This is a genomic window from Pararhizobium sp. P1_E7 (assembly GCF_056405855.1).
Map to the genome: position 1 here is coordinate 311,510 of NZ_JBFUBH010000001.1, position 15,506 is coordinate 327,015.

The 15,506-nt window shown below is 60.5% G+C and carries 16 protein-coding genes; 12 read left to right on the forward strand and 4 right to left on the reverse strand.

From position 1 onward, the window contains the following. The first annotated feature begins 18 nt into the window (after window positions 1-18). Complete coding sequence (locus AC1D17_RS01425) at window positions 19-1,164, forward strand: NAD(P)/FAD-dependent oxidoreductase (protein ID WP_477563640.1); 1,146 nt, start codon at window positions 19-21, stop codon at window positions 1,162-1,164. A 63-nt stretch (window positions 1,165-1,227) separates the two neighbouring features. Here the strand turns inward: AC1D17_RS01425 and AC1D17_RS01430 are convergent, their stop codons facing one another. Further along, window positions 1,228-1,617: a PRC-barrel domain-containing protein gene (locus AC1D17_RS01430; protein WP_477563641.1), complete on the reverse strand. Its 390-nt coding sequence runs from the start codon at window positions 1,615-1,617 to the stop codon at window positions 1,228-1,230. A 180-nt stretch (window positions 1,618-1,797) separates the two neighbouring features. Between AC1D17_RS01430 and AC1D17_RS01435 the strand changes: the two genes are divergently transcribed. From AC1D17_RS01435 to AC1D17_RS01460, 6 genes are all read left to right on the forward strand, one after another. Then, window positions 1,798-2,601, forward strand: coding sequence for a DUF1045 domain-containing protein (locus AC1D17_RS01435; RefSeq protein ID WP_477563642.1), 804 nt, complete (start codon window positions 1,798-1,800; stop codon window positions 2,599-2,601). A 132-nt stretch (window positions 2,602-2,733) separates the two neighbouring features. After that, on the forward strand, window positions 2,734-3,663 hold the full coding sequence (puuE, locus tag AC1D17_RS01440) for an allantoinase PuuE (protein WP_477563643.1): 930 nt from the start codon (window positions 2,734-2,736) through the stop codon (window positions 3,661-3,663). Between the two features lie 2 nt (window positions 3,664-3,665). Next, entirely contained in the window at window positions 3,666-4,166 is a 501-nt protein-coding gene (gene uraD, locus AC1D17_RS01445; protein WP_477563644.1) for a 2-oxo-4-hydroxy-4-carboxy-5-ureidoimidazoline decarboxylase, read from the forward strand. Between the two features lie 42 nt (window positions 4,167-4,208). Continuing rightward, on the forward strand, window positions 4,209-4,706 hold the full coding sequence (locus tag AC1D17_RS01450; protein ID WP_477563645.1) for an ureidoglycolate lyase: 498 nt from the start codon (window positions 4,209-4,211) through the stop codon (window positions 4,704-4,706). A gap of 16 nt (window positions 4,707-4,722) precedes the next feature. After that, window positions 4,723-5,085 carry a hydroxyisourate hydrolase gene (gene uraH, locus AC1D17_RS01455; protein WP_477563646.1) on the forward strand — a complete coding sequence of 121 codons (363 nt, stop codon included), beginning with the start codon at window positions 4,723-4,725 and terminating at the stop codon, window positions 5,083-5,085. A 112-nt stretch (window positions 5,086-5,197) separates the two neighbouring features. Next, window positions 5,198-5,482 carry an addiction module antidote protein gene (locus tag AC1D17_RS01460; protein WP_477563647.1) on the forward strand — a complete coding sequence of 95 codons (285 nt, stop codon included), beginning with the start codon at window positions 5,198-5,200 and terminating at the stop codon, window positions 5,480-5,482. A 7-nt stretch (window positions 5,483-5,489) separates the two neighbouring features. Here AC1D17_RS01460 and AC1D17_RS01465 read toward each other — a convergent pair whose 3' ends face one another. Then, complete coding sequence (locus AC1D17_RS01465; protein WP_477563648.1) at window positions 5,490-6,626, reverse strand: alpha-hydroxy acid oxidase; 1,137 nt, start codon at window positions 6,624-6,626, stop codon at window positions 5,490-5,492. A 206-nt stretch (window positions 6,627-6,832) separates the two neighbouring features. Beyond that, complete coding sequence (locus tag AC1D17_RS01470; protein WP_477563649.1) at window positions 6,833-7,798, reverse strand: helix-turn-helix domain-containing protein; 966 nt, start codon at window positions 7,796-7,798, stop codon at window positions 6,833-6,835. A gap of 159 nt (window positions 7,799-7,957) precedes the next feature. Here AC1D17_RS01470 and AC1D17_RS01475 point away from each other — a divergent pair, with 159 nt between their 5' ends. The 5 genes from AC1D17_RS01475 (at window position 7,958) to AC1D17_RS01495 (ending at window position 14,244) form a co-directional block, all read left to right on the forward strand. Next, window positions 7,958-9,184, forward strand: coding sequence for an ABC transporter substrate-binding protein (locus AC1D17_RS01475; RefSeq protein ID WP_477563650.1), 1,227 nt, complete (start codon window positions 7,958-7,960; stop codon window positions 9,182-9,184). 226 nt (window positions 9,185-9,410) lie between these two features. After that, entirely contained in the window at window positions 9,411-10,319 is a 909-nt protein-coding gene (locus AC1D17_RS01480) for a carbohydrate ABC transporter permease (protein WP_477563651.1), read from the forward strand. After that, the gene (locus AC1D17_RS01485) at window positions 10,319-11,170 is read left to right on the forward strand and encodes a carbohydrate ABC transporter permease (RefSeq protein WP_477563652.1); all 852 of its coding nucleotides are present in this window, start codon (window positions 10,319-10,321) and stop codon (window positions 11,168-11,170) included. The genes AC1D17_RS01480 and AC1D17_RS01485 overlap by 1 nt, the downstream gene beginning before the upstream one ends. Before the next feature lie 45 nt (window positions 11,171-11,215). Next, window positions 11,216-12,313, forward strand: a complete 1,098-nt coding sequence (locus tag AC1D17_RS01490; RefSeq protein WP_477563653.1) for an ABC transporter ATP-binding protein — start codon at window positions 11,216-11,218, stop codon at window positions 12,311-12,313. Beyond that, entirely contained in the window at window positions 12,313-14,244 is a 1,932-nt protein-coding gene (locus AC1D17_RS01495; RefSeq protein ID WP_477563654.1) for a beta-galactosidase, read from the forward strand. The genes AC1D17_RS01490 and AC1D17_RS01495 overlap by 1 nt, the downstream gene beginning before the upstream one ends. A 222-nt stretch (window positions 14,245-14,466) precedes the next feature. Here the strand turns inward: AC1D17_RS01495 and AC1D17_RS01500 are convergent, their stop codons facing one another. Further along, window positions 14,467-15,459 carry a threo-3-hydroxy-L-aspartate ammonia-lyase gene (locus AC1D17_RS01500; RefSeq protein WP_477563655.1) on the reverse strand — a complete coding sequence of 331 codons (993 nt, stop codon included), beginning with the start codon at window positions 15,457-15,459 and terminating at the stop codon, window positions 14,467-14,469. Window positions 15,460-15,506 lie beyond the last annotated feature (47 nt).

The following is a 15,506-nucleotide window of genomic DNA, read 5'->3' on the forward strand; positions in this document are numbered from 1 at the left end:
ATTCAAGAAGGTCAATCGATGGTGGATCTGCTGATTGTTGGCGGCGGTATCATGGGGCTCTGGGCAGCCGTCATGGCGGATCGGGCCGGCCTCGAAACGGTCCTTGTCGAGCGCGATGTGATCGGCGCTGGCGCGAGCGGCGGTGTGCTCGGCGCGCTGATGCCGCATATGCCGGATCGCTGGAATTCCAAGAAGCAGTTCCAGTTCGAAGCGCTGATCGCCCTTGAAACGGAGATCGCGGCGCTTGAAGCGGAGACTGGTCTTTCCGCGGGTTATCGCCGCTCAGGCCGGATCATGCCATTGGCAAAGCCGCATCTGCGAACCATCGCGCTTCGGCACGAGCAGGACGCGCTGGTCAACTGGCGCTCGGGCGATCGGCAATTCCATTGGCATGTGCAGGACCAGTTTCATGACGGTGGCTGGCTGAACGCGGGTGCCGCGGAAAGCGGCGTGGTCTTCGACACGCTGGCCGCCCGCGTTGCTCCGCGCCCGTTCCTTGCCATGCTTGCCAGACATTTGCGCCGGTCGCGCCACGTCCGCATCGAGGAAGGGCAGGCGGTTGTCCATATCGATCCGGCCGCGGGCCGAGCCACATTTGCCGATGGAGGTAGCCTGTCTTTCGGCGCCTGCATTCTCGCCAATGGCGTTCAGGCGTTTCCCTTTATCGACGAATTGACAACGGCGCCCGGCGTCAGCGGCGTGCCGGTGAAAGGACAGGCAGCCCTTCTCCAGGCCGATGTCGATCCCGATCTTCCCGTCGTCTTTACCGATGGCCTGTATGTCGTTGCCCACGAAAACGGTCTGGTCGCGGTTGGCAGCACGAGCGAAAACACCTTTGAGAATTCGGCTTCGACAGATGGGCAACTCGATGACCTGTTACAGCAGGCGGCGGAGCTGGTTCCTCTCATTCGCAGGGCTCCGGTGATCGAACGCTGGGCCGGGCTGCGGCCAAAGGCAATCGGCCGCGATCCGATGGCGGGACGCCACCCCGATCATCTTCGAATCCACGCCCTTGCGGGCGGCTTCAAGATCAGCTTCGGTATCGCGCACCGGCTGGCATCGGCTGTGGTGGGTGAAATCGCGGGCGGCACGGATCAAGGTCTGCCGGCCTCCTTTCGATGCCAGACCCATATCGAGTTGCTGCGCAAAGAGGCCGCAAGATAAACGCAAACGGCCCCGCAGCGCGGGGCCGAACCATGTGCCCAGCCTCATTACATCCAGTCCTCCTTACATCCAGTAAGGGGGAACGCCGTAGTAGTCGTAGACGCGGCGGCCGTTTTCCCGGTTCCACTCATATTCGTCGTCGCCGTGATATTTCGGTGCCGCTTCGACCTGCTCGCGTGTCACGTCGGTACGATAGCCGCCGAGGCTTTCGTCATAGCTGAGTTTCGACCAGGGCAAAGGATAATGGTCTTCGCCCAAGCCGAGGAAACCGCCAAAGCTCATGACCGCATAGGAGACACGGCCGCTGCGCTTTTCGATGATGACCCGCTCGATGGAGCCGATATGGTTGCCATCGCGCCCGTAGACCCGTGTTCCCTCGACCTTGTCGCTGGCGATGAGATCATGGGTTTCCCGGATGGAGGCGTCCTGGTGGATGGTATCCTGGTAGGTCATGATTCTTCTCCGCTTTTGCTGCTATCGGAAAGAAAACGAAACGAAAGCCGGTTGGTTCCCGTCAAGAAATCTCTGTTTGGGGCGGGCGAGCCCCGGGGAAGCCAGCCCGGCTCTTCGTCATTCTGTCACGCAAATCGCTTAACCCCGGCCCCCAGAACACGTTTCAACGGAGCGGGGCCCATGCGGTACGCCATCTATTTCACGCCGTCGATGTACGATCCCCTGTCGGTCGCTGCGGCCAGCTGGCTTGGCCGCAACGTCTATTCCGGCGAAGCGCCCGAGGCACCTTCCATTGCCGGTTTCAGCCGGCAGGAACTGGCGTTTCACACGGCTGTACCGCGCCGCTACGGATTTCACGGGACCATCAAGGCACCGTTCCACCTGCGTGACGACACCAGCGAACCGGCGCTGCTGAAGTCGCTGATGCATTTCGCCAGCACGATGAGTCCGTTCGAAATTCCACGGATGGAAATCGCGCGGCTGGGCGAGTTCTTCGGCCTTGCGCCGTCGGTTCCCTGCGAACAGATGAACCATCTTGCCGCGTGTGTCGTTCAGGCGTTCGACGCGTTTCGGGCGCCGTTGAGCGATATCGAGATCGAGCGGCGGGACCCGGACCGCCTGACCGCACCGCAGTTCGCCAACCTGCATCGCTGGGGTTATCCCTATGTGATGGAGGAGTTCCGCTTTCATATGATGCTGACGGGGCCGGTGAATGCCAATCTCAACGCGCGCTTCGAGACCGCATTGCGCGATTTCTTCGAGCCGGTGATCGCCGGTCCCCTGAAAATTTCCAGCCTTGCCTTGTTCATCGAGCAGGAACCCGGTGCACCGTTGCGGGTCCATTCGCAGCACCCGCTCGGCAAGCTCTCGGCGCATCGGCCGGCAGTCAACGCAAAAGCCAGCACCGCGGCGCACGCCGATGCGCCACACATTTCCGAATCGAAAGCGGCAGTCGCTGCCCGTCTGCTGCAGGCGAGTTGCTAAGCCGCTGAGGCGCCGTACCGACCCTGAACGGTTTTGCCTATTCTTTGGACAGTTCACTGCTGGCCACCATTTTGACTTCGATTTTTCAGTCTCGGATGCTACCGTTCGGGCAAAATTCGAAGGGTGATTTTGATGACACTGGAATCCTATCCACGCGATCTCGTCGGCTACGGCCGCAATCCTCCGCAGGTCCGCTGGCCGGGCGATGCGCGCGTCGCGGTGCAGTTCGTGGTCAACTACGAAGAGGGTGGCGAAAGTTGCATTCTCGATAGCGACAAGACGTCCGAATCGCTGCTGTCGGAAATCGTCGGTGCACAGCCCTGGCCCGGCCAGCGTAATCTCAACATGGAATCGATCTACGAATATGGCTCGCGCGCCGGTTTCTGGCGGCTCTGGCGAATGTTTACCAGCCGCAATGTCGATGTCACGGTTTATGGCGTGACGCTGGCCATGGCGCGCAACCCGGAAGCGGTCGCCGCCATGAAGGAAGCGGGCTGGGAAATCGCCAGCCACGGCTATCGCTGGCTTGAATACAAGGATTTCTCGGAGGAAGAAGAGCGCAAGCATATCCGCGAGGCGGTGCGCCTGCACACCGAACTGACGGGATCGCATCCGCTCGGCATGTATCAGGGCAAGCCTTCGGACAACACGCTGAAGCTGGTGATCGAAGAAGGCGGCTTTGTCTACTCCTCCGACAGCTATGCCGACGAACTGCCCTATTGGGTGCCCGGTCTCACCAAAGACAAGCCGCACCTGATCATTCCCTACACGCTCGATGCCAACGATATGCGCTTTGCGACGCCGCAGGGGTTCAATTCCGGCGACCAGTTCTTCACCTACCTCAAGGACACGTTCGACGTGCTCTATGCCGAGGGCAAGGAAGGCAGCCCGAAGATGATGAATGTCGGCCTGCATTGCCGCCTCGTCGGCCGGCCGGGCAGGGCCGCGGCTCTGGCCCGTTTTGTCGATTATGTTCTCGGCCACGAAAAGGTCTGGACGCCGAAGCGCATCGACATCGCCCGGCACTGGCATGAGCATCACAAGCCGGCAGGCGGTCTGTGACGGTGGCGCGGGATGAATTTGTCGCGCGGTTCGGCGGCGTCTTCGAACATTCGCCATGGGTGGCAGAGCGGGCTTTCGATGCGAACCCGCACATTGTCTTGAGCGCGGGCGCCGTGCATGCCGCCCTTGTTGCCCCGTTTCGCGCGGCCTCCCATGCCGAGCGCCTGGCGGTTTTAAGAGCCCATCCGGATCTTGCCGGCAAACTGGCAATCGCCGGGGGACTGACGGAGGATTCCAAGGCAGAGCAGGCCGGAGCCGGGCTGGACCGGCTCAGCGCCTCAGAGCATGCGCGATTTACCGGGCTGAATACCGCCTACACGGAAAAATTCGGCTTTCCGTTCATCATCGCGGTGAAAGGCCTGAACAAGGACGATATTCTCTCTGCCTTCGAAAGGCGGATTGACAACAGCCCGGAAGAGGAATTTGAAACGGCCTCGGCGCAAGTCGAAAAGATTGCGCTGTTGCGTTTGCGTTCACTGCTGCCGGGAGAAGACAATGCCTGAGACCAAACCGCCATGCCATTTTACGGCGGGACGGACGATCTGATGCCACATGTCCTGACGATCGAGCCCTTGACGCAGGCGGCATTCGCACCTTTTGGTACTGTTATCGAGCCAGATCCGGGAACGATGCGGCTCATCAACGGTGGATCGACCGAGCGGTTTCATGCGCTCGGCCGGGCCGACGTCGCCGGCGAAGATGCCCGGGTGATCATCAACATTTTCCGCGGCCAGCCGCGCAGCTTTCCCTACGCAGTGACGATGATGGAGCGCCATCCGCTGGGCTCGCAGAGCTTTTCGCCGATAGGCGGGGGCTCCTGGCTTGCAGTCGTCGCGCCGGATGATGGCGGAAAGCCGGGATTGCCGCGCGTCTTTCTGGCCACTGGCGAGCAGGGGGTCAATTATGGCCGCAATGTCTGGCATCATCCATTGATGGCTGTCGGTCAGGTTAGCGATTTTCTGGTTGTCGATCGCGACGGGCCGGGTAACAATCTGGAAGAGGTTTACTACGACGAACCCTTCTTCATCGCCGATCCCTTCTGACGTTCACGAGGTTCCCATGAGCACGTCCGGCCGCCTGACCACCCATGTCCTCGACACCGCGCTGGGCACGCCGGCCGAGGGCTTGACCATCGACCTCTTTGTGATCGAGGGCGAGGGGCGCCGCCTGCTGAGGACGGTCGAGACCAACAGCGATGGCCGCGTCGATGGGCCGCTGCTGGAGGGGGCGGCCTTTGCGGCCGGCACCTACGAGCTTTTGTTCCATGCGGGCGACTATTTGCGCGCAACCGGCGTTGCCTTGGCAGAGCCCGCCTTCCTCGATCTCATCCCGCTGCGCTTCGGCATCGCTGACACGGGCAGCCATTATCATGTGCCGCTGCTGCTTTCGCCCTTCAGCTACTCGACCTACCGGGGGAGTTGAGGGCCATTTGCATTTCTCGGGGCCTAATATTTGTGAATTGCAGGCGATAAGTCGACGCAGAGCAAAGATATCAAGCGAGCCAAGATAATCGCGGGCGATTTGGACATGGATTATGACAATTGAAACACTGCCGTTTGATGCGGCGCAGTATCTTGATACTCCGGAGGCACATACCGAGCTTCTCAACGATGCCTTTGAAACCGGCAATGCAGCCTATATCGCCGCGGCTCTCGGTGTTGTCGCTCGTGCGAAGGGCATGTCACAGATTGCCAAAGATGCGGGCGTAACCAGGGAGGCTCTCTACAAGGCTTTGAGTACAGAAGGCGACCCCAAGCTCTCCACCCTTCTTGGTGTCGTCAAGGCACTGGGTGTCAACTTGACCATCACTGCGGCCTAGTCACTCATCACTCCGCAATCACATCCCGGTTGATGTCGCGGATATCGCGCTTGCCGCAGAGTGCCATAGTGATGTCGAGTTCCTTGCGGATGATATCGAGCGCGGTGGTCACGCCGGCCTTGCCGCCGGCGCCGAGGCCGTAGAGGAAGGGACGGCCGATATAGGTTCCCTTGGCGCCAAGCGCTACGGCTTTCAACACGTCCTGACCGGAGCGGATACCGCCATCGACATGAACCTCGATCTGGTTGCCGACGGCATCGACGATTTTCGGCAGCATGCTGATCGACGAGGGGGCGCCATCCAGCTGGCGGCCGCCGTGATTGGAAACGATGATCGCATCGGCGCCGGTGCGCGCCGCCATCTTTGCGTCCTCGACGTCGAGGATGCCCTTGAGGATCAGCGGGCCGCCCCACATCTTCCTGATTTCCTCGACATTTTCCCAGGACAGCTGCGGGTCGAACTGTTCTGCCGTCCACGACGACAGGGACGAGAGATCGGAGACGTTCTTGGCGTGGCCGACGATATTGCCGAAGCTGCGGCGCTTGGTCTTGAGCATCTGCATGCACCAGAGCGGCCGCGTCGCCATCTGCCAGATATGCTTTGGCGTGAATTTGGGCGGCGCTGACAGGCCGTTGCGCAGGTCCTTGTGCCGCTGGCCGAGGATCTGCAGGTCGAGCGTCAACACCAGTGCCGAGCACTTGGCCGCCTTGGCGCGGTCGATCAGGTTTTTGACGAACTCCCGGTCGCGCATGACATAGAGCTGGAACCAGAAAGGCTTTGTTGTCACCGAGGCGACATCCTCGATCGAGCAGATGCTCATGGTCGACAGAGTGAAGGGAACACCGAACTCCTCGGCCGCCCTTGCCGCCAGCATTTCCCCATCGGCGTGCTGCATGCCGGTCAGGCCGGTCGGGGACAATGCCACAGGCATCGAAACCTTCTGGCCGATCATCGTGCTTTCGAGCGAGCGGTTGGTCATGTCGACCAGCACCCGCTGGCGCAGCTTCACCTTGCGGAAATCCTCCTCATTGGCGCGGTAGGTGCCTTCGGTCCAGGCGCCGCTGTCGGCATAGTCGAAGAACATCTTGGGCACGCGGCGCTTCGCGAGTGCTTTCAGGTCGCTGATTTCGAGGATTTTGGCCATGGGCGGGTTTCCAGCTCTACTGCATAATTCCTCAAATCGGAATCGATTTGAGGAATTATGCTGCAAATTTAAAGTGCTACAGCAACCTTTGCGCGTCAGGTATAACGCGCGGCGCTGTAGGGATGGCCCGGCCATATCATGTTTCTAGAGCCGTTGTTAAGGGTGGAATCGCTGAGAGGTAAAATATATTTACCTCTTTTGAGGGTTCAGCTATCGTCGGCGATCTGTCCGTTTACCGTCGCATGGACCTCGCGCGCTGTGGGCGGCTTGGCAAGACGGCGCCGGAATGTGCCGGGCTTGGTGCCGAACCGGTCGTGAAAGGCTTCATAAAAGCGGGAGAGGGAGCCGAAGCCTGCCTCGAAGGCGATCGAGGTGATTGGCAGGTCGGTGGAGATCAACAGCGATTGCGCCGTGTCGAGGCGGTGCCGGACGATGGATTGATTGATGGTCACGCCCACCGTGCGTTTGAAGATGCCCATCGCATAGTTGGGGTGAAGGCCGACGTCCCTGCCGACATCGTCGGCCGATATGTTCTCCAGTGCATGTTCGGTGATGAAGCGCATCATCCGCTCGACATGGAACATGCGGTCGGCGTCGTGATGCTCGAAGGAGGCGATGGCCGATCCCTGTTCGCGCAGATCGCGCCAGCCCTCGCGGTCGAGGCGGCGCACACGGGCGCCAAGCTCTTCGCGGACGATTTGCTCCAGCTCCTCGTCACCGGACAGCAGCTCTTCGCGCCAGCGCATGAAGACGTCGCGGTCATAGGGCCGGATGTCGAGCGCCTCGATCATCGCGCCGCGAAAGACAGCATCACGAAAACGGCTGAGGCTTGGAAGCGCCAGGAAGACCGACATCGGCACATAGAGGCAGATGAACCGCGTCGGTTCTTTGATATCCGTCACCTGATGCGGGATCATCCCCCAGAACAGGCAGAGACGGCCTTCCGAAACGCTGAGCTCGCGCCCATCGAACCAGTAGGTCATCTCGCCTTCGAGCACGAAATTAAGCTCGATCTGGCTGTGCATGTGCGGGCCTGTCATTCGCCGCACATTGATGTTGTCGCCAGCGCAGAAACGGTGATCGCCAAAGACCACCAGTGGATGCGCCGGATCGCGCTCCGGATGAACCGGTATCGCTCCGAGCCTGTTCACGAGTTTCGGACGGCGGGCCATTTCATATCCTGCTGATGTTAGAAAACCGGAAGTCTATGCCGAAATGTCGGAAGTAGATTGCGGGTTTCGGCCCCAAGGTCAAGGCGTTCATGCGGGAGAGAGGAACAAGACAACCTGCGGGACACAACGGCACCACACGCTGATCCTTGGGAGGATATTATGAATTCTTTTAAAGCTGCGCTTGCGCTCGGCTACGCACTGACCGTCTCGACCGCGTTCGCCGGCGAGCTTGTGATCAATTCCGACCAGTCCGATCCGGCGCCGAAAAAGGCGATGGAAACGCTGCTCGAAGGTTTTAAGGCAGCCAATCCTGACGTCACGGTCAAGTGGAACAATTTCGACCACGAAGGCTACAAGTCTGCGATCCGCAACTTCCTGACCGCCGACGCGCCCGACGTGGTGTCCTGGTATTCCGGCAACCGCATGGCTCCTTTCGTCAAGGCCGGCCTGTTCGAGGACGTCTCTGACCTCTGGACCGAAAACAAACTGGACGATCAGCTGAAATCGGCCGTCAAGTCGATGGAGATCGACGGCAAGAAATGGGGTATTCCCTATTCCTACTATCAGTGGGGTATCTACTACCGGAAGGATATTTTCGAGAAGGAAGGTATCACGCCGCCGAAGAACTGGGCGGAGCTGGTTGCCGCCTGCGAAAAGATCAAGGCAGCCGGCATGACGCCGTTTGCAATCGGCACCAAGGCGCTCTGGCCGACCGGCGGCTGGTTCGACTATCTCGACCTGCGCGTCAACGGCTACGAGTTCCATATGGACCTCACGGCCGGCAAGGTGCCCTACACCGATCCGAAGGTGAAGGCTGTCTTCGAGAAATGGGCCGAGCTGGTCAAGCCTGGCTATTTCCTCGAAAACCACGCCGCGATCGACTGGCAGGATGCAATTCCGCAGTTCGTGCAGGGCAAAGCGCCGATGTATCTGATGGGCAATTTCGCCGTTGCCGCGATGGTGGATGGCGGATTGAAGGCAGACCAGATCGGCTTCCTGCAGTTCCCCGAAATCACCGCCGGCATTCCGATGGCCGAGGATGCGCCGACCGAGTCCTTCCATATCCCGTCGGGTGCGAAGAACAAGGAAGATGCCCGCAAGTTCCTCGCCTATCTGGCAACGCCTGAAGCGCAGACCAAGATGAACGAGGTTCTCGGCCAGCTTCCGGTGAACAACCAGTCGGCAAAATCGAACGATCCGTTCCTCAAGGCCGGGTTCGACATGCTGGCGAACGCCTATGCGCTTGCACAGTTCTACGATCGCGATGCGCCGGCTGAAATGGCGAAGGCCGGCATGGAAGGCTTCCAGCAGTTCATGGTCAAGCCGGACAACGTCGATGCGATCCTTGCGCGGCTCGAAAAGGCACGCGGGCGGATCTACAAGTAACCTTCTTCGCGTTCGCCCCTCATCCGGCCGTCCTTGTTCGACAAGAGGGGCGGCCACCTTCTCCCCGTAAACGGGGAGAAGGGACAAGCGGCAGTTCCTGTTGCTCTCTTGTAAAAATGGGGGCGCGGTCGCCTCTCACCGTCTACGGGGAGAGGGCTGGGGTGAGGGGCAAATGCCCGGATTGCAGTCCATTGATTTCAAACTACTACAAAGCAAAGGGGCCGCGATGAGCAGCACCGTTCCCGCAACGTCGAGTTACTGGAAGCGCAACCAGCAGCGCCTTGCGCCCTGGCTGTTTCTGGCGCCCGGCATGATCATGTTTTCGATCTACGTGATCATCCCCATCTTCCAGTCGATCTGGATCAGCTTCTACGACTGGGACGGTCTGGGCGCCAAGACCTGGATCGGCCTGGCCAACTATGTCGAGCTTCTCGATGACGAGGCCTTCTATACCTCGCTGAAGAACAACATCCTCTGGCTGGTGCTTTATCTGCTGGCGGTCCCGGCCGGTCTTGCCGTGGCACTGTTCCTCAATCAGACGGTTGCCGGCATCAGGCTCTACAAGTCGCTGTTCTTCTTTCCCTTTGTCATCAGCCAGGTGGTCGTCGGCCTGATCTTTACCTGGTTCTATGCGCCGGATTTCGGTCTGCTCTCGGCGTTGATCAAGGCGGTGAGCGGCGAGAGTATCGCCATCCTTGCCGACGAGCGCTACGTTACGCTCGGCATTATTGCCGCCGGTCTCTGGCCGCAGATCGCCTATTGCATGATCCTCTACCTGACGGGCCTCAACAACATCAATCCGGAGCAGGTGGAAGCCGCCCGCATGGATGGCGCTAAGGGCTGGTCGCTGCTCTGGAACATCATCCTGCCGCAGCTCGGACCTGCGACCTTCATCGCCGTTGTCGTCACCGTTATCGGCGCGCTGCGTTCCTTCGACCTGGTGTCGATCATGACCGACGGCGGTCCTTACGGCTCCAGTCGCGTGCTGTCCTTCTACATGTACGAGCAGGCGCTGTCCGAATACGGCTATCGCATGGGCTATGGCGCGGCGATCGCGGTGGTTCTGTTCATGATCATGATGATCTTCATTACGCTGTTCATCGTGCGCATGCTGATGCGGGAAAGGAACGCCTGATGTTTCCAACCCCTGTCCAGAAGGCTGCACCCTGGGTGCGCTACGCCTATACGATCATCCTGCCGATCGCGCTCATCGTCTGGCTCTTGCCGCTGATCGGCGTCGCCATCACCTCGATCCGCCCGTCCGGCGATCTCGCTGCCGGAAACTATTTCGGCCTGCCCTCGCGCTTTGCCGGTATCGAAAACTACACCGCCGTCTTCAGGGATTCGCCGATCGGCTGGTACATCCTCAACTCCTTCAAGGTGACGATCCCCACGGTGATCGGCGCGGTCGGTCTTGCCTGCCTGTCGGGCTTTGCGCTGGCGGTCTATAAGTTCCGCGCCAATCTCGTCGTCTTCTTCATGTTCGTTGCGGGCAATTTCATTCCATTCCAGATCCTCATGGTACCGGTGCGCGACATGACGCTGAAGGCGGGGCTGTACGACAGCATCTCCGGCCTCGTGCTCTTCCATATCGCCTTCCAGACCGGTTTCTGCACGCTGTTCATGCGTAATTTCATCAAGTCGCTGCCCTTCGCGCTGATCGAATCCGCCCGTGTCGAGGGTGTCAGCGAGTGGCGGATCTTCCGCTATATCGTCCTGCCGCTGATGCGCCCGGCGATCGCTGCCCTTTCGGTGCTGGTCTTCACCTTCATCTGGAACGACTACTTCTGGGCAACCGTCCTGGTGCAGGGCCAGCATGCGATGCCGGTGACTGCCGGGCTCTATTCGCTGAACGGCCAATGGATTGCCGCCTGGCATCTGGTTTCGGCCGGCTCGATCGTCGCTGCCATGCCGCCCGTCCTGATGTTCTTCCTGATGCAGAAGCATTTCATCGCCGGGCTGACGCTGGGAGCGACCAAGGGATGATCGCTGCGTTTTCCACATTTCAACATTCATCGAAAGGCAGGGCCAATGGCTGACGTCACGCTCCGCAATGTCACCAAGCAGTTCGGCGCCGTTAGCGTCATCAAGGGTGTCGATTTCTCGATTGCCGATGGCGAGTTCTGTGTCTTCGTCGGCCCCTCCGGCTGCGGCAAGTCCACGTTGCTACGGATGATTGCCGGCCTTGAGGAAATCTCGTCCGGGGAACTGAAAATCGGCGGCAACGACATGACCCATGTCGGCCCGTCCGAGCGTGGCGTCGCCATGGTGTTCCAGTCCTATGCGCTCTATCCGCATATGACCGTTGCCGACAATATCGGCTTCGGCCTGCGCATGACCGGCCACGACAAGGCCGAGATCGAAAAGCGCACTGGCCGCGCGGCGAAGATGCTGCAGCTCGAACCGCTGCTCGGCCGCAAGCCGTCGCAACTCTCCGGCGGCCAGCGCCAGCGTGTCGCCATCGGCCGCGCTATCGTGCGCAATCCGGAAGTGTTCCTGTTCGACGAACCGCTGTCCAATCTTGATGCAGCGCTCCGCGTCCAGATGCGCACCGAGATCAGCACGCTGCATCAGGACCTGAAGGCAACGATGATCTACGTCACCCACGATCAGGTGGAAGCCATGACCATGGCCGACAAGATCGTGGTCCTGAGCGCCGGCTCGATCGAGCAGATCGGCTCGCCGCTGGAGCTTTACCATCGGCCGAACAATATTTTCGTCGCCGGTTTCATCGGCTCCCCGAAGATGAATTTTCTGACGGCGACGGCATCGCCCTCGGGCGATCAGATCCGCGTCACGTTGCCGGGCGGTGTCGATATCCTGCTGCCGGCCGGCAATGCGAAGGTTAGCGAAGGCCAGGCAGTGACGCTCGGTATTCGCCCCGAGCATATCGATGCCGATGCCAAGGACGGTGCCATCCTGCCGGCGAAGCTCCGGCTCGCCGAATATCTCGGCTCCGAGACGATGTTCTATGTCAGCCTTGCCGATGGCAACGATATCGCCGTCAAGGCCGATGGGCTTGCCACGGCAAAACCAGGGGCGGATTTCCGCATCGGCATCCCACCCAAGGCTTGCCACCTCTTCGACGCAAAGGGCGTCGCCATCATCAACGGGGATTTGACGAAGTAATGTTGGGCGTTTGCTATTATCCGGAACATTGGCCAGAGGCGTGGTGGGCAAAGGATGCCCGCCGCATGCGGGACATGGGCATTTCCTTCGTGCGCATCGGCGAATTTGCCTGGTCGCGGCTGGAGCCGAGGCGCGGCGAGTTCGATTTCGGCTGGCTCGACCGTGCGATGGACACGCTCGGTGCTGCGGGCCTGAAAGTCGTGCTCGGTACGCCAACGGCGACGCCGCCGAAATGGCTGATGGACGAATATCCCGAGATCGCCCCGGTCGATCAACAGGGCCATGTGCGCGGCTTCGGTTCGCGTAGGCACTATACGTTCTCCTCGGAAGTCTGGTGGCGCGAAAGTGCGCGCATCGTCGAGATCATCGCCAAGCGCTATGGCGAACATCCGGCACTCGACGGCTGGCAGACGGACAACGAATATGGCTGCCACGACACGACGCAATCCTGGGGGCCGGAGGACCTGAAGGCCTTCCGCCGCTGGCTGAGGCTGCGCTACCAGTCGACCGATCAGCTGAACGAGGCCTGGGGCAATGTCTTCTGGTCGATGGAGGTGAACAGTTTCGAGGATGTCGTGCTGCCGAACCTGACCGTCACCGAGACCAATCCGGCAGCACGGCTTGATTTCTGGCGCTTCCAGTCGGGGCAGGTGGCTGCCTACGACAAGATGCAGTGCGAGATCATCCGCAAGCATTCGCCCGGCCGCTGGATCACGCATAACTTCATGGGCTTCGTCAACGATTTCGACCACTGGAAGGTCGGCGAAAATCTCGATATCGCCTCGTGGGACAGCTATCCGATCGGCTTCGTCGAAAAATTTCCATTCAGCCAGGAAGAGAAGAACCGCTGGGCGGAGACCTCGCATCCCGATATCGCGCCGTTCCACCACGATCTCTACCGCGGCGTCGGCCGTGGCCGTTTCTGGGTCATGGAGCAGCAACCGGGACCGGTAAACTGGGCGCCGTGGAACCCGGTGCCGAAGCCGGGCATGGTGCGGCTTTGGACCTGGGAGGCTTTGGCGCATGGTGCCGAAGTCGTCAGCTACTTCCGCTGGCGTCAGGCACCGTTTGCGCAGGAACAGATGCATGCGGGCCTCAACCTGCCGGGCTCGGACGAGCTGTCGGCCGGCGGCCGCGAAGCGGAGATCACCGGCCGCGAGATCATCGAGACGGGCGAACTGCCGGCAACCGAACAGGCCCCGGTCGCCATCGTCTATGACTACGAAACCTATTGGGCCTCGGTCATTCAGCCGCAGGGCAGGGATTTCCAGTACCACGATCTCGCCTTCCGCTGGTACGAGGCGGTTCGAAAACTCGGCCTCAACGTCGATTTCGTCCCCCCGGGCGCACCGCTGGATGGCTACCGGCTGGTGCTGGTTCCTTCGCTGATGATGGTCTCGGACGCAGCCCTGCAGGCCTTCAGCGCCGCAAAGGGTCTCGTGCTCTACGGCCCGCGCTCCGGTTCGCGCACGCGGCAATTCGCCATTCCCGAAAACCTGCCGCCAGGTACGCTCGCGGCGCTTACGGGCGTTCGTGTCACACAGGTTTCGTCATTGCGTCCGGGATTGGAGGATGCGGTCTGCGGCAGCGTTTCGGGGGCGGTAATCCGCTGGCGCGAATACGTCGAGACGGACGGGGAGGTGCTTGCGCGCTTTGGCAACGGCGACCCGGCGCTCACGGCGAAGGGATTGCACCACTATCTTGCCTGCTGGCCGGATCAGGAACTGTTGCAACAGACGTTCGCGCGTCTGGCCGCAAAAGCAGATCTGGAGACTGTCACGCTGCCCGATCATATCCGCCTGCGCAAGCGGGGCGACGTGACGTTCGCCTTCAACTACGGGACGGAGGCTTGGGGAATTCCGCTCGAAGCGACCGTCGTTCTCGGCGAAGCTGAGGTGATGCCGCAGACTGTTGCTGCCTGGAAAGAATAGGCAGCAACGGGGTAGCGGCCGACGGCGTCGGATCAAGAGCAATTGCACGTTCCGGCGCCTGGCTGGCATCCTTCATCGGAGAAACAGAAGCCAGACGGCAAGGACCGCTACCCAAAGCAGGACGTAGTAGAATGTTTGCCCCTCGACCATAGCAGCGATCCCGATCACCGATGGCTGCTATTTTAGCATTGATGCAACTAAAGGATAAGACGTCCCGCTACCTCAGCGTTCACCGAGAAGCGCACTAAAAGTCTTCAGATCGATGTTGCCACCGCTCAGCAGAACACCGATCCGCTTGCCGGCACACGCAAATGCGCCATGCATGACGGCGGCGGCAGCCAGGCAGCCGGTTGGTTCCACGATGAGCTTCATGCGTTCGGCAAAGAACCGCATCGCCTCGACCAGTTGCCCATCGGTAACCGTGGCGATGTCATCAACGCTGTCTTTCAGGATGGCAAAGTTATGCACGCCGACATGGGTTGAGAGCGCACCGTCCGCGATGGATTTCGGCACCGGGATGTGAACGATCTCACCCTTTCGCAATGATTGCTGGCCGTCATTGCCGGCTTCAGGCTCGACGCCAACGATGGTGCAGGAGGGCAGCAACGCTCTGGTGCTGAGTGCGCTGCCCGCAAGCAAACCACCACCGCCCAGCGGTACGACGAGCAAATCGATCTCCCCGACGTCCTCGATCAATTCCAGCGCGGCGGTGCCCTGACCCGCAATGACATCCGGATGGTCATAGGGCGGAATCAAGGTTGCGTCTCGCTCTTCGGCAAGACGCCGGCTTATCCTCTCGCGATCTTCCGTATACCGATCATAGAAGACGATTTCGGCGCCATAGTCCTTGGTCGCTGCCACCTTTATTTCCGGAGCGTCCCGCGGCATGACGATCGTCACCGAAACGCCCTGGAGCTTGGCGGCGTAGGCAAGCGCCTGGGCGTGATTCCCTGACGAATAGGCGACGACACCATTTTTCCGGGAGCGCGCGTCGAGTGCAGCGATGGCGTTGTAAGCACCGCGAAATTTGAACGCGCCTGCTCGTTGCAGATTCTCCGCCTTGAAGAAAACGGTCGCTCCCGTTCGTGCGTCCATAGTTCGCGATGTAAAAACGGGCGTGTGGTGCGCGACGCCGGAAATGCGGACCCGCGCGGTCTGGACATCGTCAAACGTCGGGATGCGCCACGAAGTGGATACTGATTGAGAATTCGCCATGAGAACCTCCGCCCCTTACGCGTCGCCCCGCATGGCGACCAACGCAT